The following is a 23,954-nucleotide window of genomic DNA, read 5'->3' as shown; positions in this document are numbered from 1 at the left end:
GCCGCCGAACACGACATGAGGGTCGTTATGGGCTCCATAACGACCCTCATGTCGTGTTCGGCGGGAAAGGGGGTGGGTCAGTCGTCGCGCTTCGACATCTCGGCGAGCATGGCGTTGTACTCCTGGAGCTCGGCATCGCCGTCGCGGTCGGCCTGGCGGTCGCTCCGCCGGGCCTCGCGCTCGTCGGAGCGTGTCCACATGACCGCGACCACGATGGCGAGGATGAGCGTCGGGAGCTCGCCGATGCCCCAGGCGACGCCGCCGCCACGCTGCTGGTCGGCGATCGCGCTCGGACCCCACTCGCGGCCGAGCAGACCGAACCACTCGGGCACGAGCAGCACCTCGCCCGAGGTCAGCGCGACACCGAAGAACGCATGGAAGGCCATGGTCGCGAAGAGCAGGAGCAGGCGCTGCGGGTAGGGCGGCCGGTGCGGGCCCGGGTCGATCCCGACGAGCGCGTTGGCGAACAGGTACCCCGCGAGCGTGAAGTGCGCGAGCATCGCGAGGTGCCCGGCGTACGTCGTCAGGGCGTACTCGAACGCGGGCGTGTAGTAGAAGACGATCATCGAGCCGGCGAAGTTCACCGCGGCGACGATCGGGTTGGCGAAGAACTGGCCCACGCGCGACGTCACGATCGCGAGCACCCACTCGCGCGGGCCGCGCGACCCGTCCTTGCGCGGCGGCACCGCACGCAGGAGCAGCGTCACGGGCGCGGCGAGCACGAGGAAGATCGGCACGACCATGGCCAGGATCATGTGCTGCACCATGTGCGCGCTGAACAGCACGTGGCCGTACATGGCCGGCCCGCCCGAGGTCACCCAGAACAGGACGAGGATGCCGATGCACCACGAGACCGTGCGGCCCACCGACCAGGAGTCGCCGCGCTTCGCGAGGCGACGCACCCAGCGCAGGTAGACGACGAGCGCCGCGACGCACGCGAAGGCGGGCAGCAGGTCCCAGCGCCACTCGGTGAACCAGCGCGCGAGCGTCGGCTCCGGCGGCAGCGCGTGCCCCGTCACCTGGTACGCGGCGGAGGTGTCGAGCGGCTCCTCCTGCGGCACCGGCGGCGCGGTCGACCCGAGCGCGACGGCGACGCCGGACACCGCGCCCATGATCGCGAGCTCGACCGCGACGAGGCGCCAGAACAGCCAGCGCGTGCCCTCCGCGGCGGCGCCCTTCGCGCCCGTGGACGACGACGTCGCCGCCCTGCTCGACGAGCCGTTCGACGAGGCCTTCGCCGCGGGCTTCGAGGAACCCTTCGACGAGGCACGGTCGGCGCCCGGCCGCGCGGCCGCCGTCGGGCCGGAGAGCCGCCGCACGACGAGCTCGCGGTGCGCGAACCCGACGGCCCCCAGGACGAGCAGGAGCGCGAGCTTGGTGAGCAGGAGGATGCCGTAGTCGGTGGTGAGGCCCGCGAGCGTGTCGACGCGGATGCTCGCGTTCGCGATCCCCGAGACGGCGACGGCGACGTAGCACCACAGCGCGATCGCGGAGTACCGCGCGACGGACGCCGCGAAGTCCGCGCGTCCCAGCCCGCCGCGGACGCGCACGACGGCGAGCGTCCCCAGGCCACCGACCCACAGCGCGGCGCCGGCCAGGTGGAGGAACATCGAGGAGACGGCGAGCTCGTGGCTCACCGCGCCCGCGGCGTGACCCGTGTTGGCCTGCATCGCGATCGCGACGAGCGCGAGCGCGGCCGTCCACATCGCGCCCGTCGCGCTGCGCACCGCGAGCGCGGCGGCGGACGTCAGCGCGGCGACGACGACGATCGCGAGGTAGTTGCGCCCGAGGCTGACCTGCGAGACGAACAGGCCGAGCTGGTCGCCGAACGTCGGGCCCGTGACGGGCGTGCTCGAGATCGAGGAGTAGCGCAGCACGACCTGCAGGACCGCCAGCACGGCCCACGTCGCGGCCGACGCGCCCGCGACCCCGAGCGCCTTGCGGACCGGCGTCCCGGCGGGCAGCACGCACGCCGCGAGGACGAGCGAGCCGAGCGTCAGCGCGACGGAGAGCTCGGTGAGGACCGTGACGACCGGGGTGCCGAGGCGCGCGAGCGCACCCGGGTCGGGGAAGCCGGCCGGGACGGTGAACGCGGCCGAGAACGCGCCGGCGGCGAGCACCGCGACGACGGCGACGACGACGGCGAACGGACCGGCGAGGACGAGCCACCACGGGTTCGCGGGTCGGGCGTCCGACGGCGCGCGGCGCAGGGCAGTCGTGGTCACCGCACCAGGGTATCGAGCGCGCGACCCCCTGCGGTCATCGCGTCACGGCTGCGGGAGCCGGGCCATCCCGTAGACGCGCGTGGCCCGCACGCGCAGCACCTGGCGGCGGTCGGCGACCATCGCGCGCCGGAACTCCTCCCAGTCGGGGTGCTCGCTCCCGGAGGCGGCGCGGAACGTCTCGACGAGCTCGTCGGCGGCGGCGTCGTGCGGGTCCAGCGCGACCGCGCTCAGCTCGGCGTCACCCTCGACGACGGCGTAGCTCCAGAAGTCCTCGGCGCTCACCTGGAGCGAGACGCGCGGGTCGCGTGCGGCGTTGCGGGTCTTGGCGCGGTCGGCGGTGACGGAGACGCGCGCGACGCCCGCCTCTGCGTCCCACGCGTACAGCACGTTGGAGAGCTGTGGTCGGCCGTCCTTCTTGACGGTCGCGAGGACGCCCTGGTGGCGCGCGGTGACGAGAGCGAGGAGCGCGGGATCGCCGAGCCCGGCGACGGTGTCGGGGGACGTGGCGGCGGCGGTGGCGTCGGTCGTGCCGACGGCGTCGGTGCTCATGACAGCCCAACCTCCCGGCGCCCGCGTGACATTCCCGGCATGCGCGCGAGACGTCTCCCAGGGCCGGCCGAGCGGAGGACCGGTGGGGACCTCTCCCCACCCGGACCTGTGGACGACGCCCGGTCCGGCGGGGTCGCGCTGGCATACTGGGCCGGGTTCGCCGGGGGCTCGCGACGCTCCGTCCACCCCTCCGGCCGCGCACGGGACCACACCCGCACGACCCACGCACGACCCGGAGGACGATCGATGGCCGCAGGGCACGGCAGCATCTCGACGCAGGACCTCGACCGCGCGAGCCACCTGCTCAAGCGCGTCGGCCAGGTCTTCGACCAGCGCGTCGTCGGCCAGGACGCGCTGCGCACGGCGCTCGTCAGCTCGCTCCTCGCGGGCGGGCACATCCTGCTCGAGTCCGTGCCGGGGCTCGCCAAGACGACGGCGGCGCAGACGCTCGCCGCGGCGGTCGACGGGTCGTTCCACCGCATCCAGTGCACGCCCGACCTCATGCCGAACGACATCGTCGGCACGCAGATCTTCAACTACGCGACCGGGGAGTTCACGACCCAGCTCGGTCCGGTGCACGCCAACGTCGTGCTGCTCGACGAGATCAACCGCTCGTCGGCCAAGACGCAGTCGGCGATGCTCGAGGCGATGCAGGAGAAGCAGACGTCGATCGGCGGCGAGAACTTCGCGCTGCCGGACCCGTTCATGGTGCTCGCGACGCAGAACCCCATCGAGGAGGAGGGCACGTACGTGCTGCCCGAGGCCCAGATGGACCGCTTCCTCATGAAGGAGGTGCTCACCTACCCGACGCCGCCGCAGGAGCTCGAGATCCTCCAGCGCATCGCGACCGGGCAGATGACGCAGCCCCTCACCGCGCAGCCGATCTCGCTCGACGACGTCCGGTTCCTGCGCGGCCTCGTCGACGACGTGTACGTGGACGACTCGATCAAGCGGTACGTCGTCGACCTCATCAACACGACACGCCTCTCCGGCCCGCGCCCGATCCCCGGCCTCGACCGCCACGTGCGCGTGGGCGCGTCGCCGCGCGGCGGCATCGCGCTCATGCGCGTGGGCCAGGCGCTCGCGATCCTCGCGGGCCGCGCGTACGTCATCCCGGACGACATCAAGGCCGTGCGCTACTCGGTGCTGCGCCACCGCCTGGTGCGCACGTTCGACGCGCTCGCGAACAACGTGCCGCCGGAGCAGCTCGTGGACGCGGTGTTCGACGCCGTCCCGACGCCCTGAGCGACCCCCTCACCTTCTCGAGAGAGCACCACGTGCCCGACGTCTCCCGTCTCGCCCAGGTCCGGGCCCGGCTCGACCTCCCGGTCGCGCGCCGGGCGTCCGGCCTGCTCGAGGGACGGCACCGGTCGGTCTTCAAGGGGCACGGCCAGGACTTCGACGACCTGCACCTGTACGCGCCCGGCGAGGACGTCGGCGACATCGACTGGAAGTCGTCGGCGCGCGCGGGCCTGCCGATCATCCGCCGGTTCGTGCGCGAGTCGAACCTCAACCTCGTGCTCGTCGTCGACACCGGGCGCACGATGGGCGCGACCGCCCCGAGCGGCGAGACCAAGGCGGAGATCGGGAGCTTCTGCTGCGCGCTCGTCGCCTACCTCGCGCGCGACCGGGGCGACCGGGTCGCGCTCGTCGCGGGCGACGCCCGGCGGCTCGTCCAGCTCCCGCCCCGTGCGAGCACGCAGGACCTCGAGGTGCTGCTGCGCACGGTGGAGGACCTGTGGCGACCCGACGCGCCGCCGAGCGACCTGACGCGGCCGCTCGACCGCGCGCGGTCCGCGTTCCGGCGCCGCTCGTTGATCGTGGTCGTGACCGACGAGGCACGACCCGCTGCCGAGCACGAGGAGCTCCTGCGGTCGTTGCGCGTGCGCCACGAGGTCATGGTCGTCCAGGTCGCGGACCTCTCCCCCGTCGGTGCGGGCGCGGGCCCGCACGCCACCGGCGAGGTCGCGGACGTCGACGGGACGCTGCGCCTGCCGGCGTTCCTGCGCGGCCGGGCGGCGCTCGCCGAGTCCGCGGCCCAGGCCCTCGCCGCGCGGCGGGCCGAGGTCGCGGAGCGGCTGCGCACCCTCCAGGTCGAGGGCGTGCTCGTCGAGGGGTCGGACGACGTCGTGCAGCGGTTCGTCGAGCTCCTGGGGAGGCAGAAGCGTGCCCGTCGATGAGCTCGTCGACCCCGTGGGCTACTCGGGGTGGTGGACCGTGCTGGGGATCGTGCTGATCCTCGCGGCGGCCACCGTCGTGTTCCTGGTCGTCTGGCTGACACGCGCGAGCGCGGCGGAGAAGGCCGCGCCGCCGCGCGCGCCCCTGCTCCCCACCGGCCCCTACGACCCCTACGCGTCGCTGCGCGCCGAGTACGAGCGACGGCTGGACGCCGTCGCGGAGCGGTTCCGCGCGGGCGAGCTCGACGAGCGCGGGCTGCACCTCGCGCTCTCTGCCGAGATGCGGGGTTTCGCCACGGGCCGGCTCGGGCAGGACGCGTCGTCCATGACGCTCTCGGAGATCCAGCAGATCGGCGAGGCCGGACGCCTCACCCAGGTCATCGCGCGGTACTACCGGCCGTCGTTCGCGGACCACGACAACGACCCCGCGGCCCGGGCGACCGACGCCGAGGACTCGATCGACCGCGCCCGATCGGTGGTGCGCGGATGGTGAGGCACGCGCTCGCGACGAGCACCGCCGTCGTGCCCGGTCCCCAGGGTGCTTCCATCCTGTGGCCGTGGCTGTGGGGCGCGCTGGTCGGCGCCGTCCTCGCCGCGGGCGCGGTCGCCTGGTGGCTCGCTCGTCGGCGCCGGGCGCGTGACGCCGACGCCGACGTGCTCTGGGTCGCGAACTCCGACTACCTCGCGCGCGTGCCCGCCTTCGCGGCGTGGGCGCGGCGCTACCGCGTGCTCCAGGGGCTCACGGCGGCGGGCCTGCTCGTCGCGGTCGTCGGCGCGGGCGCGGTGGCGGCGCGGCCGGTCGAGACGGACGTCGTCGTCGACCGGCTCGGCACGCGCGACATCGTGCTGTGCCTGGACGTTTCGGGCTCGATGATCGAGTACGACGGCGCGGTGCTCAAGGTGTTCCAGGAGCTCGTGGACAACTTCGAGGGCGAGCGGATCGCGCTGTCGATCTTCAACTCCTCGTCGCGCACGGTCTTCCCGCTCACCGACGACTACGCGCTCGTGCGCGACGAGCTCCAGGCCGGGATCGACGCGCTCGACAAGGACCCGGCCACGTTCGACTACACCGGCGGGTCGGACGACGCCGAGATCCTCGAGTACGCGCAGTTCACCGCCGGCACGACCGCGAACCTCTCCGGCGCGAGCCTCATCGGCGACGGGCTCGCGAGCTGCGCCCTCCAGTTCGACGCGGAGGACACCGAGCGCTCGCGCTCGATCATCCTCGCGACCGACAACTACGTCTCCGGCGAGCCGATCTACACGCTGCCCCAGGCGGCCGACCTCGTCGCGTCGCGCGACATCACGCTGCACGGGATCTTCGGCGGCTCGCGGCGCTACGAGGGCACCCCGGAGGAGAGCGAGTACCGCAGCACGGTCGAGGACGGCGGCGGGCTCTACTTCCTCGCCGACGACCCGGCCGCGGTGCAGGGCATGGTCGACGACGTCGTCGCGCAGCAGGCCGTCGAGCTCGACGCGTCGCCCGAGGTGATCGTCACGGACCGTCCCGCGGGCTGGTTCCTCGTCGCGGTCCTCGGCGTGGCGCTGCTGCTCGTCGTCGCGTGGCGGGTGAAGGAGTGACGGGCCGATGAACCTCGCCGGACTGACGCTGCAGCCGCTCGTGCCCGTGTGGGCGCTCGCGCTGCTCGTCCTGCCCCTGCTCGGCCTCGCGGTGTGGCAGGCGGTCGTGGCCGGACGCCCCGGGCCCGACGGCGCCCCGCGACCGGGCGCCCCGCGCGCGGCCTGGCTGCGCCGCACCGGTGCGGTCGTGCTGCTCGGGATCATCGGTCTCGCGCCGTCGGTCGCGTCGACGGACCGCGACACGTCCGTCGCGAACGTCGACATGTTCTTCGTCGTCGACCGCACGGGCTCGATGGCGGCCGAGGACTACGGGCCCGAGGGCGGCCAGGAGCGGCTCGACGGCGTGCGGCACGACATCGCGAGCCTCACCGAGGCCATCCCCGGCGCCCGCTACTCGATCATCTCGTTCGACTCCCAGGCCTCGCGCCAGCTCCCCCTGACGACGGACGCGCGCGCGATCACCTCGTGGGCGGACACGTTCCACCGGGAGATCACGCGGTACTCCCAGGGATCGCTCACGGACCGGCCCCTCGACGAGCTGCGGTCCGCGCTCCAGGGGTCCGCCGAGCAGCACCCCGCGAACGTGCGCCTCGTCTTCTTCCTCACCGACGGCGAGCAGACGGCGGAGGGCGAGCCGCGCTCGTTCGCCGAGCTGGCCCCGCTGGTCGACGGCGGCGCGGTGCTCGGCTACGGCACGGCCGAGGGCGGCCGCATGAAGGAGTACGACCCGGACGTGGAGCCGGAGGAGGCGGAGTACATCATCGACTGGTCGCAGCCGAGCGAGGACGGCGAGCCCGTCGAGGCGCTGTCCGTGCTCGACGAGGAGTCGCTCACGGCGCTCGCCGACCAGCTCGGCGTGCCGTACGTGCACCGGCAGGAGCCGTCCGAGACGGCGTCGCTCGTCGCGGGCGTGGACCCGCAGCAGGTCGCGGCCGACGGGCGGCGCGACGTCACGGCGTTCCGCCCGGTCGTCTGGCCGTTCGCGCTCGCGCTCGTCGCGCTGCTCGGCCTGGAGGCGTGGTTCTGGTCGCGCTCGGCCAGCCGCTCGCTCGTGCGCCCGACGACGGACCGGGTGGAGGTGCGCCGATGACCTGGTCCCCGCCCCCGACGCCGCCGACCGGCACGCGCAAGCCGCGCCCCACCGGGGTCGCCGCGCTGCGCGCCGCGCGCCTGCGCCGGCGCACCTGGTGGCTCGTCGGGACGCTGCCGGTCGTGCTCGCGCTCCTCGTCCTCGGGGTCAAGCTGGCGCTCCTCGCCCCCATCGCCGCGACGGGCAAGGACCGCTACGACGGCGGGGAGGCGACGACCGCGGCCGACTACTACGGGATCCAGCGGGTCCTCAACATCGTCGAGCCGTGGAAGGCGCACTACAACCACGGGACGGCCCTCGCCCGCTCCGAGGACTCGTGGGCGCTCTACGACGCGATCACGTCCCTCGACCGCGCGTACGACCTCGCGGAGCACGAGAGCCCCGAGGAACGCTGCATGATCCAGACGAACCTGTCGCTCGCGTACGAGATCCAGGGCGACGGCGACATGGCGTACGCGGACGGCAAGGCGGCGGACCTGGCGCTCGTCGAGGAGGCGATCGCCGCCCGCGACGCCGGGCTGCCGTACGACGAGGACATCCTCGACCCGTACGGCGACGGGAGCGAGGAGCCCGACCCGGAGGAGCTGCGCCAGGACGTCCAGGACTGGTACGAGTACGCCGAGCAGGAGTACGCGACGGCCGAGCAGATCCGGGGCTGGCCCGACTGCGGGGAGTCCGAGCAGACCCCCGAGCAGCAGGAGCAGGACGAGGCCGCGCAGCAGCGCCTCCAGGACAAGCAGCAGCAGGCGCAGGACTCCCAGCCCGAGAACCAGGGCGGCGGCGACACGCAGGAGGGCGAGGGCTCCGAGGGCGACGAGCAGTCCGAGGCCTCGGGCGGCGAGGGCTCGGAGGGCGAGGACCAGCAGAGCCAGGCCGAGCGCGAGGAGCAGCAGCGCCAGGAGGAGCTCGAGCAGCAGGGCTCCGAGGCGCGCGACGAGCAGGAGCGCCTCGAGCAGGAGTACCGCGACCTCTACGGCGACCAGCCCGGCACCGGCACCGACCCGGGAGAGGGCAGCGGGAGCGGCACCAAGAACTGGTGACGGCCCCGGCCTCGTCCCCGGCCGCGGCGGACGTCCCCGGGCGCGGTCCGCGCCGGGCACGCGCTCGCCTGGTGACCCCGAACCACCAGGAAGAAGCGCGGGTGCGCGCGCGTTCGCCCTGGAGGACACGCACGCCCGGACGACCGTGGCGACGGCACAGCCCCCGGGGGGACCGGGCGAGGAGGAGCACGATGACCGCGACGAGAACGCAGACCGACGCCACCGGCGTCGACGACGTCGCTCTCGACAACCCGTCGTGGAGCGCCCTCGTCGGCGCCCACGCGCACCTCGCCGAGGGCGACGACCTCGCGCGCCGGTACCCGGCCGACGTCTCGCCCATCACGGGCGTGCGCTCGTGGGACGAGCCCGGGGTGTGGGACGCGATCGCGGCGCTCGTCGGGCCGGGCGGTCGCTTCTCCGCGCCGCCCGTGGGGGTCGAGCCACCCGAGGGCTGGACGCTCGAGCTCCGCGTCGACGGCGTCCAGCTCGTCGAGACCGACCGCCTCGTCACCCGGCCCGACCCGGAGGCGGTCGTGCTCGGAGCAGCCGACGTGCCGGACATGCTCGCGCTCGTCGAGCTGAGCCGCCCCGGGCCGTTCGAGGCCCGCACGTACCTGCTCGGGCGCTACGTCGGGTTCCGGGACGACGGCGGTCGGCTCGTCGCGATGGCGGGCGAGCGCCTGCACCCCGCCGGCTGGACGGAGATCAGTGCCGTGACGACCGACGCCGCGCACCGCGGCCGGGGTCTCGCGTCGCGCCTGGTCCGCGACGTCGCGTTCCACGTGCAGGAGCGTGGCGAGCGCGCGTTCCTGCACGCGGCGGCCGAGAACGTCGGCGCGATCGGCGTGTACGAGCGGCTGGGGTTCGCGCTGCGCAGCCGCCCGAGCTTCGGCTCGCTGCTCGCGCCGGCCTGACGCCCGGCGCTCAGTCCTCGATCCCGTCCACGAGCAGCGTCCGCGGGCCGGGGCCCTCGTCGGCGAGCGCGTCGTGCGGGTTGACGAGCACGCACTTGCGCAGCGACAGGCACCCGCAGCCGATGCAGTCCGTGAGGTGGTCGCGCAGTCGCGTGAGCTGCTCGATGCGCGCGTCGAGGTCGGCGTGCCACCCGGCCGACAGCCGGTGCCAGTCCTTGGCGGTGGGCGTCCGGTCGCCGGGCAGCGTCGCGAGCGCGGCGCGGATGCGCGCGAGGGGGATGCCGACGCGCTGCGACGCGCGCACGAACGCCACGCGCCGCAGCGTCTCGCGCGGGAAGCGCCGCTGGTAGCCCGGGGTCCGGCGGCTCGTGATGAGCCCCTCGCGCTCGTAGAAGTGCAGCGCGGAGACCGCGACGCCGCTGCGTGCGGCGAGCTGGCCGACGGTGAGCTCGTCGTCCGGGGTCGGGGCGTCGTCGGGCACGCGGGCTCCTCGCCGGACGGCCGCGACGACGACGCGCCGCGGGCTGCTTGACCTCAACATTTGTTGAGGTTCGAGACTAGCAGGGCGCGCCCGGACCGGGTCGCGTACCGCCGCTCCGGCCGCGGCCCGCAACAACCGAGGGAGCACCCGTGGACGCCATCCGCCTGCACACGTTCGGACCGCCCGAGAACCTCGTCCTCGACCAGGTCCCCGACCCCGTCCCCGGGCCGGGTCAGGTGCTCGTCGCCGTCCGCGCGCACGGCGTGCACCTGCTCGACACGACCCTGCGCCGGGGCGAGGCCGCGGGCGGCCCGCTGCCCCTCCCCGCGCTCCCGACGATCCCCGGACGCGAGGTCGCCGGGGTCGTGGCCGCCGTCGGGCCGGGGGTCGACGCCGCGTGGCGTGGTCGGCGGGTCGCGGCCCACCTCGGCGCCACCCCCGACGGCGGCGGCTACGCGCGGCTCGCCGTCGTCGCGGTCGAGGCGCTGCACCGCATCCCCGACCACGTCACGGCGCCCGATGCGATCGCGATGATCGGGACCGGCCGCACCGCCGTCGGGATACTCGACCTCGCGGAGCTCGACGCGACCGACACCGCGATCGTCACGGCCGCGGCCGGCGGGCTCGGCACGCTCCTCGTGCAGAGCGCGCTCGCGGCCGGCGCGCGGGTCGTCGCGCTCGCGGGCGGCCCGGAGAAGGTCGCGCTCGTGCGCGCGCTCGCCACGCAGGCGCACGCCGACCGGCTCGTCGCGATCGACTACCGGGCCGACGGCTGGCTCGACGAGGCGCGGGCCGCCGTCGTGCGGCACGCCCCGGCCGGGGCGACCGTCCTGCTCGACGGCGTGGGCGGGGACGCGGGCACGGAGGCTGCGGCGCTCGTCGCGCCGGACGGGCGCCTCGTGCTCTTCGGGTGGTCGTCGGGTGAGCCGAACCGTGCCGGTGACGTCGACCACGACGCCGGGAATTCCGAGGCCGCGGCGGCGACGCACGACGTACGGTGGGCCGTGGGACCCCGGGCCCGACCCTGGGGAGACCTGTTCGACCTGCAGGAGCGCGCGCTCGCGCTCGCGGCGGACGGGACGTGGCACGTCGTCACGCACCAGGTACCCCTCGCGGACGCAGCGCGCGCCCACCGCGAGCTCGAAGCGCGCGCCACCACCGGAAAGGTCGTTCTCGTATGACGGCGGACCCCCGCACCGACGCCGACGCGCCGGTGCACGGCACCCTCGACGCCCCCGCCGAACCTGCCGCCGGCACGCTCTCTCCCGGGACGCAACGCACGGTGCTGTTCGGCATGGTCGCGTTCGTGTTCCTCGGCGCGTTCGAGGCGCTCGCCGTCGCCACCGCCATGCCGACCGTCGCCGTCGAGCTCGACGGCCTCACCCTGTACACGCTCGCGTTCGCCGCGTCGATCGCGTCGAGCGTCGTGGGCATGGTCGCGTCCGGTCGCTGGAGCGACCGCGTGGGCCCGACGACGCCCCTGTGGACGGGCATCGGCCTCTTCCTCACCGGCCTGCTGGTGGCCGGCCTCGCACAGGACATGCTGGTCCTCGTCGCGGGCCGCGTGCTCCAGGGCGTCGGGACGGGCCTGTACATCGTCGCGCTCTACGTGCTCGTCGCGCGCGTGTTCCCCACCGACCGGCGCCCCAAGGTCTTCGCCGCGTTCGCCGCGGCCTGGGTGATCCCGTCGATCGTCGGCCCCGCGATCGCCGGGCTGGTCGTGGAGCACGTCGGGTGGCGCTGGGTCTTCCTCGCCGTCCCGGCCCTCGCCGTCCCGGCGCTGATCCTCATGCGGCCGGGCATGCGTGCCGCCCGCGGCTCGGCCCCGGACGACGCGGCTACCGCCGTGCCCGACGACGCCGAGCCGCCGCTCGAGGCCGCCCCGCCGTACGGGACCGCCGACGCCGAGTCGCCCCTCGACCGGACCGCGCGCGAGGCGTCGCTCGCCTGGGCGGTCGTGGCCGCCGTGGGGATCGGCGCGCTCAACTACGCGGGCCAGCTCCGCGGGCTCGGGCTCGTGGCACTCCTCGTCGCGTCGCTCGCCGCCGTCGCGCTCGCCGTCCCGCGGCTCCTGCCCCGGGGCACGACCCGCGCCGCGCGCGGCCTGCCGAGCGTCATCGCGATCCGCGGCCTCGTCGCCGCCGCGTTCACCGGCGCCGAGGTGCTGCTCCCGCTCCTGCTCTCGCACGAGCGGGGCCTCGCGCCGTCGCTCGCGGGCGCCGTGCTCACGTTCGGCGCCGTCGGCTGGTCGACGGGGTCCTGGCTGCGCGGCCGCGCGACCTGGGGGCTCCAGCACGCCGGGTACGTGCGCCTCGGCGGGACGCTCGTCGCGCTCGGCATCGGGGGCGCGGCGCTGCTCGCGTGGACCGCCGTCCCGCCCGTCGTCGGCATGGTCGCGTGGACCCTCGCCGGCCTCGGCATGGGCATGACCCACCCGACGCTGTCGGTGCTGACGCTCGAGCTCTCACCCGTGGCGGAGCAGGGCGCCAACTCGTCCGCGCTCCAGGTGTCCGACGCCGTCGCCGCCGCCACCGCGCTCGCCGTCACCGGCTCGCTCCTGTGGGCCCTGCACCCGACGCTCGGCCTCGCGTCGTACGTCGTCTGCTTCGGCGTCACGGTGCTGCTCGCGGCGGGCGTCGCCCTCCTGGCCCCTCGCACGCGCCCGACCCTCACGAGGTAGCGACCCGATCAGGCGAGAAAGAACCATGGCCCCGCGAGGGCGAACCCTGGTCACGCGACCAGGGCTCTACCTCGGCAACCAGGGCTCTACCTCGGTGGACCAGGGCTCTACCTCGGTGGACCAGGGTTCAACCTCGGCAGACCAGTGTTCTACGTCGGCAGGGCGAGGGTGGCCGCGGCGGTGGCGTAGCGGTCGAGGACGATCGCCGTGAGGCGGGCGTCGGGGGCGAGCGGTGCGGTGACGACGTCGCCGCCGGCCTCGAGGACGCGGTCGTAGAAGAATCCGGGCGCGAGCAGGTAGGCCGCGACGACGACGCGCCCGCCCGGGGCGAGGTCGGCGCGCGCGGCGGCGACGGCGTCGGGCACGGACGGCTTGGCCATGGCGCCGTAGCCGACCGTCACCGGGCCGGGCACGCGCTCGCGCAGGCCCGCGGCGAGCTCCTCGACGTCGCGCGCGGCGCCCGCGCGGCTCGACCCCGCAGCGGCGATCACGACGGCGTCCTCCGCGCGCAGGCCGACGTCGGCCAGCCGGTCGGCGAGCAGGTCCACGAGGCGGGGGTCGGGACCGAGCGGGGTCGACGCGGCCGCGCGACCCGCCCCGGGCCCGCGGTCCTCGACCGCCGCCGCGACGTCGACGCTCACGTGGAACCCGCCGGAGAGCAGGAGCGGCACGACGACCGCGTCGCCCGGCTGCGCTCGGTCCGTGGCGTCCGGCGCGGACCCGCCCCGGTCGTCCGTCGCCGCGGACGGGTCGACGACCGACGTCACGACGTCCGCGACCTCGGGCTGCTGCACGTCGACGAACGCCTCACGGACGTCGAGGTCGGGGCGCGCGGCGCGGACGTCGTCGAGCAGCGCGCGGATCACGTCGCGGCCGGTGAGGTCGTTCGTGCCGTGCGAGCAGCCGACGAGCACGGGTGCGGCACCCGCGGGCGCCCCGCGGCCGGCCTCCCCCGACTGCGCGTCGGACGACGCTCCCGAGGGAAAGGCCAGTATCTCCGCGCTCATGCGAGCTCCAATCGGTATCCGCGCTTGACGACGGTCTTGACGAGGTCGCGCCGGCCGGTCGCCTCGCGCAGGCGGGCCACGGCGACCTCGGCGGCGTGGGGGTCGCGCGAGTCACCGGGCAGGACGTCGAGCACGTCGTCGCGCGTGACGACCTCGCCGCGGCGCGCGGCGAGGAGGCGCAGCACCTCGAGGCTGCTGGGCGAGAGGGGCAGCACCTCGCCGTCGAGCACGGCGACGCGTGAGCGGATCTGGAGCACGCCGGCGACGGTCGCGAGCGCGACGGTCTCGGCCCGCTCGTAGTGCGCGACGAGCGTCCGCACGAGCGCGCCGAGGCGTCCGCGCTCGGGCTGGAGCGGCGTGACCCCGCGGTGCTCGAGCGGCTTCGCGGTGATCGGCCCGACGGCCGCCGCGACCATGGACCCGTCCTGGAACCGCGACACGACGAGTCGGCCCACGCCGTGCTCCTCGGCGGCGCTCAACCACGCCTCGGCGCCGGGGGCGGAGGTGAACACGACGGCGTCGATCTCCCCGACGGCCGCGGCCTCGACGGACGCGCGCAGCGCCTCGGGGTCGGGGGGCGGCCCCCAGCGGTAGACGACCAGGCTCGCGACCTCGGCACCGGCCTCGGCGAAGACGACGTCGAGACCGTCGGCCCCGGCGCCGTGGTGCTGGACGGCGATGCGCAGCCCGGCGACGCCCTCGCCGAGCAGCACGTCGGCGATCTCCGCGGACGTCTCGGACTCGGCGACCCAGTCGGCGGTGAGCCCGGCGGCCTGGATCGCGCCGCGCGCCTTGGGGCCGCGCGCGACGATCCGCGCGTCGGCGAGCACCTCGAGCAGGCGGTCGGCGAGGCCGTGGGCGTCCGCGGCCTCGACCCAGGACCGGAAACCGATGCCCGTCGTCACGACGACGACGTCCGGCGGGTGCTCGACGAGGTCGCGCGTCCCCGCGAGGAGCTGCTCGTCGTCGGCGTGCGGGATCATGCTCAGCGCGGGCGCGTGGCGGACCTCGGCGCCCCGGCGTTGCAGGGCGGCGGCCAGCTCGCTCTTGCGACGGTCGGCCGTGACGAGCACCGTGCAGCCGGCCATGACCTGGCCGAGCGCGGGGCGGTCACCGGGCTCGGACGCCAGATCGACCCGGGCGTCCGGGACCGACCCTCCGGGGGCCGACGTCGCGACGGGCGGGTCGATCTCGGTGCTGCCGGTGCCGGTCACGCGACCGTCGCCGGGTCGAGCCGTCCCTCGGCGGCGACGTCCCCCACCACGATGATCGCCGGGGCCCGGACCCCGACCTGGGCGGCGCGCTCCACGACCTCGCCGAGCGGGGCCCGTGTGACGCGCTGGCGCGGCGTCGAGCCGCTCTCCACGATCGCGACGGGCAGCGCGGGGTCGGCCCCGGCGCCGAGGGCCTGGGCCGTGATACGTGCGAGCTGCGAGACACCCATGAGGACCACCAGCGTAGCCGTGCGGTCGCGCACCCCGGCGAGCGCGGCGGCGTCGAGCCCGTCGTGACCGCTGACCACGTGGAACGCGGCGACCGTCCCCCGGTGCGTGAGCGGGATGCCCGCGAGCGCCGGCACGCTCAGCGCGCTGGACACGCCCGGCACGACGTCCACCGGCACGCCCGCCTCCCGGCACGCGACGACCTCCTCGCCGCCCCGCCCGTAGACGAACGGGTCGCCTCCCTTGAGCCGCACGACGCGCCGCCCGCGCTGCGCCTGCTCCACGAGGATCGCGTTGATCTCGTGCTGCGGGACCGGGTGGTTCCCGGGCGTCTTGCCGACGTCGATCACCTCGACCCCGGGCGCGAGCTCGTCGAGCACGTCGACCGGCCCGAGCCGGTCCGCGACCACGACGTCCGCCTCCGCGAGCGCCCGGCGACCCCGGACGGTGAGCAGGTCGACGGCGCCCGGTCCACCACCGACGAGCGTCACGCTCCCGAGCCCGCCGGACGCCGGGCGGTGGCGCCGCTGGTCGGCCCCGCCGGAGCGCAGGTGCTCGGCGATCGCGTCGCGCACCGCACGCGCCCGCCGCGGGTCCGCACCGCGCCGCTCGGCCGGGCTGCCATCCGCTCGTCGCCCCCGAGCCCGACCGTCCGCTGACACACCAGCCGCGGGGACGTCCGTGACGACCCCGACCAGCACGTCGCCGCTGCGGGTCGTCGCGGGCGTGCGCGCGGTGCCCTCGTGCGCGGCCCCGGCGTTGACGCACCAGGTGCGGCACGCTGCCGCCCACGCGGCGACGTCGCGGTTGGTCCCCGAGTCGTCCGTCGCCGCGAGCACGAGCCACGCGTCCGCGACGTCGGACTCGCGGACCTCGCGCGGCGCCCAGGTGACGCGGCCGACCGGCCCGGCGCCGCCGTCGGGCAGCCGCTGAGCCGACGACGGGGCCGGGCCGGGCCCGAGGAGCGGGGCGTGCAGCGAGGCCGCGACGAGGTCGCGCAGGTCCTCGCACACCTGGGGCGCGACGACGCGGACGTGGGCGCCGTCGTCGGCCATCGCCCGCGCGCGGCGCGCCGCGACGGGACCGCCCCCGGCGACGAGGACCGTGCGCCCGGCGAGATCGAGGCCCAGGAGCGTGGTCACGGCGCACCGTCCTGGACCCCGGATCCGGCGGCGGCCTCGGCCACGACGCGCGGTCGCGCGCCCACGTGCACGACGCCGTCGCGCACCTCGACGGGCCACGTCGCCAGGTCCGGGGCGAGGCCCTGGACGGGCACGTACCCGGCGGCCTCGAGACAGCGGCCCGTCGCGAGGTCGAAGACCTGCTTGTACATGGGCCCGGCGACGGTGGGCACACCCCCGCGCGTGCCGACGATCCCGCGCGACATGACGTTCGCGCCCGAGTACGGGTCGCGCTGCTGCACGACGCGGACCGTGTCGTCGGGGAGGCGGAACAGCGCGACCTGCACCCCGCCCACGAGGGCGGCGGCGCCGCGCTCGACGAGGAGGTCGCGCAGGAGGCACACGCGCTCCCACCCCGCCGTGCCCGACGTCGCCGTCTCTCCGGGGTGCACGGCCTGCTCTGCTGACACGACGCTCATCGACGGACCTCCAGGGTCGTGCCGGCGATCACCACGGGGCCGGCGGGGACGGTGGCGAGACCCGCGGCGCGGGCCTCCTCCAGGGCGGCGCGCTCGTCCGCCGTCGCGGGCCGGATCTGGCCGCGCTCGGTGACGTACGCGAGGTCGGGGTCGGGCTCGGCGGGCGCGTTGACGAACGAGCCGAAGCGGCGCAGCTTCTCCGGGTCCTCGAGGACCGCGCGCCACTCGTCCTCGTAGTCCCCCACGTGGCGGGCCATCGCGGCGTCGAGGTCGGCGCCGAGGCCGAGCGAGTCCTCGACGATCACCTCGCGGATCGCGTCGAGGCCGCCCTCGTAGTCCTCCACCCACGCGGCCGTGCGCTGGAGGCGGTCAGCCGTGCGGACGTAGTACATGAGGAAGCGGTCGATGGTGCGGATGAGTGCCTCGTCGTCCAGGTCCTCGGCGAGGAGCTGTGCGTGCCGCGGCGTGAACCCGCCGTTGCCGCCGACGTAGACGTTCCAGCCCTTGTCCGTCGCGATGACGCCGACGTCCTTGCCGCGCGCCTCCGCGCACTCGCGGGCGCACCCCGAGACGCCGAGCTTGATCTTGTGCGGCGAGCGCAGGCCGCGGTACCGCAGCTCGAGCTCGACGGCCATGCCGACCGAGTCCTGCACCCCGAACCGGCACCACGTGGACCCGACGCACGACTTCACCGTGCGCAGCGACTTGCCGTACGCGTGCCCCGACTCGAACCCGTGCTCGACGAGCCGGCGCCAGATGTGCGGGAGCTGCTCGATCCGCGCCCCGAACATGTCGATGCGCTGGCCGCCGGTGATCTTCGTGTAGAGCCCGAAGTCCTTGGCGACCTGGCCGATGACGAGCAGCCCGTCCGGCGTGATCTCTCCCCCGGGGATGCGCGGGACGACGGAGTACGTGCCGTCCTTCTGCATGTTCGCCATGACGTGGTCGTTCGTGTCCTGCAGCGTCGCCTGCTCGCCGTCGAGGATGTGCCCGTTGCCGAGCGACGCGAGGATCGACGCGATCGTGGGCTTGCAGATGTCGCAGCCGCGGCCGGCGTCGCGCACCAGCACCGCACCCTGCGTGTCGGTGACGGGCTCGGGCACCCGACCGAACCGCGCGACGATCTCGCTGAACGTGTGCAGGTCCGCGACGCGGACGGCGTCGAAGAGCTGTGCGCGCGAGAGGTCGAAGTGCTCGCACAGCGCGTTCGAGACCTCGACGCCGGCCCGGGCGAGCTCGGTCGTGGTGATCTTCTTGACGAGCGGCAGGCACGACCCGCAGCTCGTCCCTGCGCGCGTGCACGCCTTGACGCCCGCGAGGTCGGTGCACCCGTGCTCGGTGACCGCCCCGCGGATGGTGCCCGCGCTGACGTTGTTGCACGAGCAGACCGTGGCGTCGTCGGGCAGCTCGAGGCTCGGCGCCCCGCCACCGGACCCCTCGGGGAGCAGGAAGAGCCCCGGGTCGCCCGGGAGCTCCGTGCCGAGCATCGGCCGCAGCGACGCGTACGGCGCGGCGTCGCCCACGAACACGCCGCCCAGGAGCGTGCGCGCGTCGTCGGAGAGGACGAGCTTCTTGTAGACGCCCGCGACCGGGTCGGCCCAGACGAGCTCCATCGCCCCCTCGGTGCGGCCGAACGCGTCGCCGAAGCTCGCGACGTCGACGCCCTGGAGCTTGAGCTTGGTCGCCGTGTCCGCGCCGGGGAACGTGGCCTCGCCGCCGAGCAGGCGGTCCGCGACGACCTCCGCCATGGCGTAGCCCGGCGCGACCAGGCCGATGCACCGACCCTCGATGCACGCGACCTCGCCCACGGCCCACACGTGCTCGTCCTCGGTGCGGCACGCGAGGTCGACGACGGCGCCCCCACGCTCCCCGACCGCGAGCCCTGCCGAGCGCGCGAGCTCGTCGCGCGGTCGCACGCCCGTCGCGACGACGACGACGTCCACGTCGAGCCGGCCGCCGTCGGCGAAGTCGAGCCGGCCCACGTGCCCGGTCTTGCGCGAGACCTTCATCTCCTTGGTCCCGGTGTTGCACCGGACCGCGATGCCCATGCCGTTGATGAGGCGCTTGAGCGCCTCGCCGCCACCCAGGTCGATCTGCGCGTCCATCATGTGCGTGCCGAACTGGATGACCGTGGCCTGCGCGCCGAGAGCCTTGAGCGCGCCCGCCGCCTCGAGGCCCAGGAGGCCGCCGCCGATCACCGCGCCGCGCACCGGCCGCTCCCAGCCGCCCTCGGTCGTGGCGGTCCGGCGCTTCTCCTCGACCCACCCGCGCAGCGCCGCGACGTCGTCGATCGTGCGGTAGACGAACACGCCCGGGAGGTCGTTGCCCGGGATGGGCGGCATCGCCGCGCTCGACCCCGTCGCGAGGACGAGCTCGTCGTACGCGTGCACGCGCCCGAGCCGGTCGGTGACGGTCTGCGCGTCGCGGTCGATCGACGTCACCGCGCAGTCGCGGTGCAGCGTGACCAGCGGGTCGTCCCACAGCGCCGGGTCGCCCAGCGTGAGCTCCTCGGCGTCGCGCGCCGAGAAGTAGCTCGTCAGCGCGACGCGGTCGTAGGGCTTGCGCGGCTCCTCGGCGAAGAGCGAGACGCGCCACGCGCCGTCGGTGTCGCGCGCGCGCAGCGCCTCGACGAGCCGCTGCGCCACCATGCCGCCGCCGACGACGACGAGGTGCCGGGGCGCACCGGCGGTCGGGGCGGGGGCGGGATCGGTCTGAGGTCCGGTCACGGCGGGCTCCTGGGGGCGTCGGGGCGGATCGGTCACCGTCCGCGAGGTACGTCGAGAGCGAGGCGAGTCCCCGGGAAGGTGCTGACGACGCTACGGACGAGCGGTTTCGCGACCGTGCCCCGTCCGTTGCCCGTCCGTAACGGTGTTCTCACCCGGACGCGCACCCCCGTGTGAGGTCGGCGGTGCGGTGCGAGATCGGCAGGTCGTGTCGAGATCGGCGATCGTGACTGTCGATCTCGGCAGGGCCTGCCGACCTCACGTGCTGAGGCCGGAGCGCGCCGGTGCTGCCTCGTCCTGCGGCTGCTCAGGGTCGGCCTGTGCGAGCCAGTCGACCAGCCCGCACACGACGTCCTTGCACCCGCCGCAGCCCGTGGTCGCGCGCGTGGCCCGCGCGACGTCGTCGACGCTCCGCGCGCCGTCGTGCCAGCACCCCACGACGTCGCCCTTAGTCACGCCGTTGCACGTGCACACCGTCGTGCGGTCGGGCATGTGGGTCGGGGACGACGCCGGCGCGGGAGCCTGCGCGACAGGCCGCAGCAGCAGGTGGGCCGGGTCGACCGGCACGGGGACCCGGCGCGTGTACGTGGCCGTGAGGTCGGCGCCCACCTCCGGCGCGCCGACGCACGTCGCGCCCACGAGCAGGCCGTCCGCGACCACGACCTCGACGTGCCGCCCCGACGCGGGGTCGCTCAGCGTCACGGAGCGGTGCGCGGGGTGGGGCGCGCGGCGCTCGCCGCACACGCCCATCGTGACGATCTCGAGCCCCGCGGCCTTGACGCGCACGACGTCGGTCCCGGCCGCCGCGCGCCCGGCGACCCCGGGGTTCGCCGGCGGGCGAAGCGCCGCACCTGGTTCGGCAGGGCCGGTGGCGGCCACGGAGCGCGTCTCTGCCGACGGCGTGGGCGTCGCCGGGAGCGAGCGCGCGACGACGTTCATGGCGAGGCGCAGCGCCATGCTCGGTCGGTCCGCGTCGATCCCCAGGCGGACGCGCGGCCGGCCCGACGCCGCCCCCTGCCCAGTGCCCGGCCCCCCGGCGCCCGCTGCGGCGAACCGCTCCGCGAGGTGCTCCGCGAGCCGTCGCGACTGGTCCCACCCCTGCGCGACGAGCCCGGTGCCGCCCTCGGGCGGCTGCGCGCAGTCACCGATCGCGAACACGCGCGGGTCGTCGGGACTCGCGAGGTCGTGCCCGACCACGACGCCCCGGTCGACCGCGACCCCCGCCGCGCGCGCGAGCCCGGCCTCGGGCACGGTGCCGCACGCGAGCACGAGCAGGTCGGCCTCGAGGTCGACGAGCCGCGTCGGGTCGTCCGCTCCCCCGGCGCCGGCCGACGGCCCGGCGGGAGCCCCGCCGTCGGGCACGCGGAGCGTCACGCCGCGCACGGAGCCCGACTCCACGACGACGCGCTCGGTGCGCGCACGGGTCCAGGTCCGCACGCCGAGCCCCGCGAGGCTACGCGCGACGACGCTGCCCGCGGCGCGGTCGAGCTGGCGGTCCATGACGCTCCCGCCCCCGTGCACGAGGCTCACGGCGACGCCGCGGCGCGCGAGCCCGCACGCGACCTCGAGCCCGAGCACTCCTGCCCCGACGACCACGGCGTGCCGGGCGTTGACCGACGCCGCGACGATCTCGCGCGCGTCGTCGAGCGTGCGCAGCGCGTGCGCGCCGCGGGGCAGGCCGCCCGGGAGGTCCGTCAGACCCGGCAGGTCGGGGATCCGGGCGGCCGCGCCCGTGGCGAGCACGACGACGTCGTACGGGTGCGCCCCCTCCCCCGTGACGACACGGCGCGCGGCGCGGTCGATCGCGATGGCCTCGGTGCCGCGCCGGACGGTCACGCGGGCGTCGTCCGCGCCGGGCAGCCCGATCGCCGCGACGTCGACCTTGCCCGCCACGACCTCGCTGAGCAGCACGCGGTTGTACGGCTCGTACTCCTCGGCACCCAGCACGGTGACCTCGACGGCCGCCGTCCCCGCGGTGGTCCCGCACCGTGCCACGAGGTCGCTCGCGAACCGCGACCCGACCATGCCGTTGCCGACCACGACGACGCGCGTCATGCGCCCACCTCCTGGGTGCGGGGTGCGCGCCGCACGTCCACGGCGCACACCTTGAACTCGGGCATGCCCGAGATCGGGTCGGTCGCGTCGGTCGTGACGCGGTTGACGCTGCCCTCCCCGCTCCAGTGGAAGGGCATGAAGACGGTGTCCGGCCGGATCCGGTCGGTCCACCGCGCGACGGCCTCGATCTCGCCGCGGCGCGTCGTGAGGCGGGCGCGGTCGCCGTCGCCGACCCCGAGCCGTAGGCCGAGGACCGGGTGCAGCTCGACGAACGGCTCCGGCACGAGGCGGTCGAGCTCCGGCACGCGGCGCGTCTGCGCGCCCGACTGGTAGTGCTGGAGCACGCGCCCGGTGACGAGGTACAGCGGGGCGTCCGGGCGCACGTCGTCGCTCGGCCCGACGTGGTCGACGACGACCATCCGCGCGCGCCCGTCCGGCGTGGCGAAACGGTCGAGGAACGTCCGCGGCGTGCCGGGGTGCTCCGCGCTCGGGACGGGCCAGTACAGCCCCGGGCCGCCGTCGTCCTCGTCCGCGTCGAGGCGTGCGTGGCTCAGGCCCGAGTAGTCGGCCACGCCGCCCGCGCTGGCGCGCGCGAGCTCGTCGAAGACGACGGCGGGGTCGGTCGGGAAGGAGACGTCCGAGCCCAGGCGCCGCGCGAGCTCCGCGAGGATCCACAGCTCCGAGCGCGCCTCGCCGGGCGCGTCGACCGCGCGACGGCGGCGGATGACGCGCCCCTCGAGTGACGTCATGGTGCCCTCCTCCTCCGCCCACTGCGTCACGGGCAGCACGACGTCGGCGAGCAGAGCCGTCTCCGACGGCACCAGGTCGCACACCACGAGCAGGTCGAGGGCCCTGAGGTTCGCGGCGACCTGGTCCGCGTCCGGCGCGCTGACCACGACGTTCGACCCGTGCACGAGCAGCGCGCGCGGGCGCACCTCGGCCGGTCCCGCACCGCCGAGAAGCGCCTCTCCGCCCCCGTTCTGGCCCGATCCGGGGCGGACAGGCACGTCTCGGCCGTGGCGCGGGGCGCCCAAGGACTGCAGCAGCCTCACCGCCGGCATCCCCGGGCCGGGGATCGTCTCCGGGTCGACGCCCCACACCGCGGCGACGTGCGCCCGGGCGGCCGGGTCGTCGATCTTGCGGTAGCCCGGGAGCTGGTCGGCCTTCTGCCCGTGCTCGCGACCGCCCTGCCCGTTGCCCTGGCCGGTGATCGCGCCGTAGCCGGAGCCGACGCGGCCCGGCAGGCCGAGAGCGAGCGCGAGGTTGATCGCGGCCGTCACCGTCGCCGTGCCCTGCGACGACTGCTCGACGCCGCGGCCCGTGAGCACGTACGCGCCCGAGCCACCGCGGGCGGGCGACGCCGCGGCGAGCATCCGGGCCACGTACCGCAGCCGCTCGGCCGGGATGCCGCACACCGTCTCCGCCCGCTCGGGCCACCACGCCATGACGGATCGCCGGACGTCGTCGAACCCCGACGTGCGCGCGGCGAGGTACTCCGCGTCCGCGAGCCCCTCCGTGACCACGACGTGCAGCAGCGCGAGCAGCACCACCAGGTCCGTGCCGGGCACGGGCTGGAGGTGCACGCCCTGGTCGCCCACCGGCCCCGCACCCGGAGGCGGGACGGGGCGCCCGGTCGAGCGGCCGTCGTCGGGCACGCCGGCACGCTGCCCGACGGCGTCCCCCGGCTCGCCCGTGAGCGCCGCCGTCGCGCTGCGGCGCGGGTCCACGACGACGAGCCCGCCGCGCGAGCGCACGCCCGCGAGGTGCTGGACCGACGGAGGCATGGTCTCGGCGAGGTTGGACCCGAGCAGGACCACGGCGTCCGCACCGGCGAGGTCCGCGAGCGGGAACGGCAGCCCGCGGTCCGCGCCGAAGGCCCGGTTGGCGCCCGCAGCCGCCGACGCCATGCAGAAGCGCCCGTTGTAGTCGATGTTCGCGGTCCGCAGCACCGTGCGCGCGAACTTGCCGAGCGCGTACGCCTTCTCGTTCGTCAGGCCGCCGCCGCCGAAGACCGCGACCGCGTCCCGGCCGTGCTCGGCCTGCACGCGCGAGATCCCGGCCGCCACGACGTCCAGCGCCGCGTCCCACGACGCCGGGTGCAGCGCGCCGTCGCTCCCGCGCAGCAGCGGGGTCGTGATCCGGTCCGTCGCGCGGAGGACCGTCGCGCTCGTCCAGCCCTTCTGGCACAGGCCGCCGCGGTTGGTCGGGAAGTCGCGGGGGGCGACCGTCACCGGGGGCAGGGCCGACGGCGTCCGGTCGTCCGGGGCGGGCCGCACGCCCTGCTGCGCCGCGCCGTCGGGCAGTGCGCCGTCCGCGGGGGACAGCCGCATGCCGCACTGCAGCGCGCAGTACGGGCAGTGGGTGTCGGCACCCCGCGGCGCGACGGCTGG

General features: G+C 75.5%; 19 protein-coding genes. 9 read left to right on the top strand and 10 right to left on the bottom strand.

Annotated elements, in window-relative coordinates; translation table 11 throughout:
- Positions 1 to 77 precede the first annotated feature (77 nt).
- Positions 78 to 2,225, bottom strand: a complete 2,148-nt coding sequence (locus tag CCE02nite_RS12570) for a bifunctional copper resistance protein CopD/cytochrome c oxidase assembly protein (protein ID WP_255318839.1) — start codon at positions 2,223 to 2,225, stop codon at positions 78 to 80.
- 42 nt (positions 2,226 to 2,267) lie between these two features.
- Entirely contained in the window at positions 2,268 to 2,774 is a 507-nt protein-coding gene (locus tag CCE02nite_RS12565) for a PPOX class F420-dependent oxidoreductase (RefSeq protein ID WP_141389970.1), read from the bottom strand.
- A gap of 246 nt (positions 2,775 to 3,020) precedes the next feature.
- Between CCE02nite_RS12565 and CCE02nite_RS12560 the strand changes: the two genes are divergently transcribed.
- The 7 genes from CCE02nite_RS12560 (at position 3,021) to CCE02nite_RS12530 (ending at position 9,576) form a co-directional block, all read left to right on the top strand.
- The gene (locus CCE02nite_RS12560; protein ID WP_047231854.1) at positions 3,021 to 4,019 is read left to right on the top strand and encodes an AAA family ATPase; all 999 of its coding nucleotides are present in this window, start codon (positions 3,021 to 3,023) and stop codon (positions 4,017 to 4,019) included.
- A gap of 32 nt (positions 4,020 to 4,051) precedes the next feature.
- On the top strand, positions 4,052 to 4,954 hold the full coding sequence (locus CCE02nite_RS12555) for a DUF58 domain-containing protein (RefSeq protein ID WP_141389969.1): 903 nt from the start codon (positions 4,052 to 4,054) through the stop codon (positions 4,952 to 4,954).
- Complete coding sequence (locus tag CCE02nite_RS12550) at positions 4,941 to 5,444, top strand: hypothetical protein (RefSeq protein ID WP_141389968.1); 504 nt, start codon at positions 4,941 to 4,943, stop codon at positions 5,442 to 5,444. The genes CCE02nite_RS12555 and CCE02nite_RS12550 overlap by 14 nt, the downstream gene beginning before the upstream one ends.
- Entirely contained in the window at positions 5,438 to 6,532 is a 1,095-nt protein-coding gene (locus CCE02nite_RS12545; protein ID WP_141389967.1) for a VWA domain-containing protein, read from the top strand. Before CCE02nite_RS12550 ends, CCE02nite_RS12545 begins: the two co-directional genes overlap by 7 nt.
- Before the next feature lie 7 nt (positions 6,533 to 6,539).
- Positions 6,540 to 7,622 carry a vWA domain-containing protein gene (locus CCE02nite_RS12540; RefSeq protein ID WP_141389966.1) on the top strand — a complete coding sequence of 361 codons (1,083 nt, stop codon included), beginning with the start codon at positions 6,540 to 6,542 and terminating at the stop codon, positions 7,620 to 7,622.
- Positions 7,619 to 8,662, top strand: coding sequence for a hypothetical protein (locus CCE02nite_RS12535; protein WP_141389965.1), 1,044 nt, complete (start codon positions 7,619 to 7,621; stop codon positions 8,660 to 8,662). The genes CCE02nite_RS12540 and CCE02nite_RS12535 overlap by 4 nt, the downstream gene beginning before the upstream one ends.
- A gap of 191 nt (positions 8,663 to 8,853) precedes the next feature.
- Positions 8,854 to 9,576, top strand: a complete 723-nt coding sequence (locus tag CCE02nite_RS12530; protein ID WP_141389964.1) for a GNAT family N-acetyltransferase — start codon at positions 8,854 to 8,856, stop codon at positions 9,574 to 9,576.
- 10 nt (positions 9,577 to 9,586) lie between these two features.
- Here the strand turns inward: CCE02nite_RS12530 and soxR are convergent, their stop codons facing one another.
- A complete protein-coding gene (gene soxR, locus CCE02nite_RS12525; RefSeq protein WP_255318837.1) occupies positions 9,587 to 10,057 on the bottom strand; it encodes a redox-sensitive transcriptional activator SoxR in 471 nt (156 codons plus the stop codon).
- A gap of 149 nt (positions 10,058 to 10,206) precedes the next feature.
- Here soxR and CCE02nite_RS12520 point away from each other — a divergent pair, with 149 nt between their 5' ends.
- Both CCE02nite_RS12520 and CCE02nite_RS12515 read left to right on the top strand, forming a co-directional pair.
- Complete coding sequence (locus tag CCE02nite_RS12520) at positions 10,207 to 11,238, top strand: alcohol dehydrogenase catalytic domain-containing protein (RefSeq protein ID WP_141389962.1); 1,032 nt, start codon at positions 10,207 to 10,209, stop codon at positions 11,236 to 11,238.
- On the top strand, positions 11,235 to 12,737 hold the full coding sequence (locus tag CCE02nite_RS12515) for an MFS transporter (protein ID WP_141389961.1): 1,503 nt from the start codon (positions 11,235 to 11,237) through the stop codon (positions 12,735 to 12,737). The genes CCE02nite_RS12520 and CCE02nite_RS12515 overlap by 4 nt, the downstream gene beginning before the upstream one ends.
- Positions 12,738 to 12,886: 149 nt before the next feature.
- On the opposite strand, the gene CCE02nite_RS12510 is transcribed toward CCE02nite_RS12515, so the two are convergent.
- The 7 genes from CCE02nite_RS12510 to CCE02nite_RS12480 form a co-directional block, all read right to left on the bottom strand.
- A complete protein-coding gene (locus tag CCE02nite_RS12510; protein ID WP_141389960.1) occupies positions 12,887 to 13,744 on the bottom strand; it encodes a sirohydrochlorin chelatase in 858 nt (285 codons plus the stop codon).
- Positions 13,741 to 14,832: a uroporphyrinogen-III synthase gene (locus tag CCE02nite_RS12505; RefSeq protein WP_141389978.1), complete on the bottom strand. Its 1,092-nt coding sequence runs from the start codon at positions 14,830 to 14,832 to the stop codon at positions 13,741 to 13,743. Before CCE02nite_RS12505 ends, CCE02nite_RS12510 begins: the two co-directional genes overlap by 4 nt.
- Before the next feature lie 122 nt (positions 14,833 to 14,954).
- Positions 14,955 to 16,328, bottom strand: a complete 1,374-nt coding sequence (gene cobA, locus CCE02nite_RS12500) for a uroporphyrinogen-III C-methyltransferase (RefSeq protein WP_141389959.1) — start codon at positions 16,326 to 16,328, stop codon at positions 14,955 to 14,957.
- Positions 16,325 to 16,786: a nitrite reductase small subunit NirD gene (gene nirD, locus CCE02nite_RS12495; protein WP_141389958.1), complete on the bottom strand. Its 462-nt coding sequence runs from the start codon at positions 16,784 to 16,786 to the stop codon at positions 16,325 to 16,327. The genes cobA and nirD overlap by 4 nt, the downstream gene beginning before the upstream one ends.
- Positions 16,783 to 19,434 (bottom strand): nitrite reductase large subunit NirB, encoded by a 2,652-nt coding sequence (nirB, locus tag CCE02nite_RS12490; RefSeq protein ID WP_141389977.1) that lies wholly within the window; start codon positions 19,432 to 19,434, stop codon positions 16,783 to 16,785. The genes nirD and nirB overlap by 4 nt, the downstream gene beginning before the upstream one ends.
- 333 nt (positions 19,435 to 19,767) lie before the next feature.
- On the bottom strand, positions 19,768 to 21,564 hold the full coding sequence (locus CCE02nite_RS12485) for an FAD-dependent oxidoreductase (protein WP_141389957.1): 1,797 nt from the start codon (positions 21,562 to 21,564) through the stop codon (positions 19,768 to 19,770).
- On the bottom strand, positions 21,561 to 23,894 hold the full coding sequence (locus CCE02nite_RS12480; RefSeq protein ID WP_371861925.1) for a molybdopterin oxidoreductase family protein: 2,334 nt from the start codon (positions 23,892 to 23,894) through the stop codon (positions 21,561 to 21,563). Before CCE02nite_RS12480 ends, CCE02nite_RS12485 begins: the two co-directional genes overlap by 4 nt.
- Positions 23,895 to 23,954 lie beyond the last annotated feature (60 nt).

The sequence above is a fragment of the Cellulosimicrobium cellulans genome (assembly GCF_006539945.1).
GTDB classification, from domain to species: domain Bacteria; phylum Actinomycetota; class Actinomycetes; order Actinomycetales; family Cellulomonadaceae; genus Cellulosimicrobium; species Cellulosimicrobium cellulans.
This window is presented reverse-complemented; position numbering and strand designations above follow the sequence as displayed.

Excerpts from the sequence above, each read along its gene's own strand:
- CCE02nite_RS12565 (WP_141389970.1), bottom strand. The coding sequence starts at position 2,774 with ATGAGCACCGACGCCGTCGGCACGACCGACGCCACCGCCGCCGCCACG.
- CCE02nite_RS12560 (WP_047231854.1), top strand. The coding sequence starts at position 3,021 with ATGGCCGCAGGGCACGGCAGCATCTCGACGCAGGACCTCGACCGCGCG.
- CCE02nite_RS12545 (WP_141389967.1), top strand. The coding sequence starts at position 5,438 with ATGGTGAGGCACGCGCTCGCGACGAGCACCGCCGTCGTGCCCGGTCCC.
- CCE02nite_RS12540 (WP_141389966.1), top strand. The coding sequence starts at position 6,540 with ATGAACCTCGCCGGACTGACGCTGCAGCCGCTCGTGCCCGTGTGGGCG.
- CCE02nite_RS12535 (WP_141389965.1), top strand. The coding sequence starts at position 7,619 with ATGACCTGGTCCCCGCCCCCGACGCCGCCGACCGGCACGCGCAAGCCG.
- CCE02nite_RS12530 (WP_141389964.1), top strand. The coding sequence starts at position 8,854 with ATGACCGCGACGAGAACGCAGACCGACGCCACCGGCGTCGACGACGTC.
- CCE02nite_RS12515 (WP_141389961.1), top strand. The coding sequence starts at position 11,235 with ATGACGGCGGACCCCCGCACCGACGCCGACGCGCCGGTGCACGGCACC.
- CCE02nite_RS12510 (WP_141389960.1), bottom strand. The coding sequence starts at position 13,744 with ATGAGCGCGGAGATACTGGCCTTTCCCTCGGGAGCGTCGTCCGACGCG.
- CCE02nite_RS12505 (WP_141389978.1), bottom strand. The coding sequence starts at position 14,832 with ATGGCCGGCTGCACGGTGCTCGTCACGGCCGACCGTCGCAAGAGCGAG.
- nirD (WP_141389958.1), bottom strand. The coding sequence starts at position 16,786 with ATGAGCGTCGTGTCAGCAGAGCAGGCCGTGCACCCCGGAGAGACGGCG.
- nirB (WP_141389977.1), bottom strand. The coding sequence starts at position 19,434 with ATGGTGGCGCAGCGGCTCGTCGAGGCGCTGCGCGCGCGCGACACCGAC.
- CCE02nite_RS12485 (WP_141389957.1), bottom strand. The coding sequence starts at position 21,564 with ATGACGCGCGTCGTCGTGGTCGGCAACGGCATGGTCGGGTCGCGGTTC.
- CCE02nite_RS12480 (WP_371861925.1), bottom strand. The coding sequence starts at position 23,894 with ATGCGGCTGTCCCCCGCGGACGGCGCACTGCCCGACGGCGCGGCGCAG.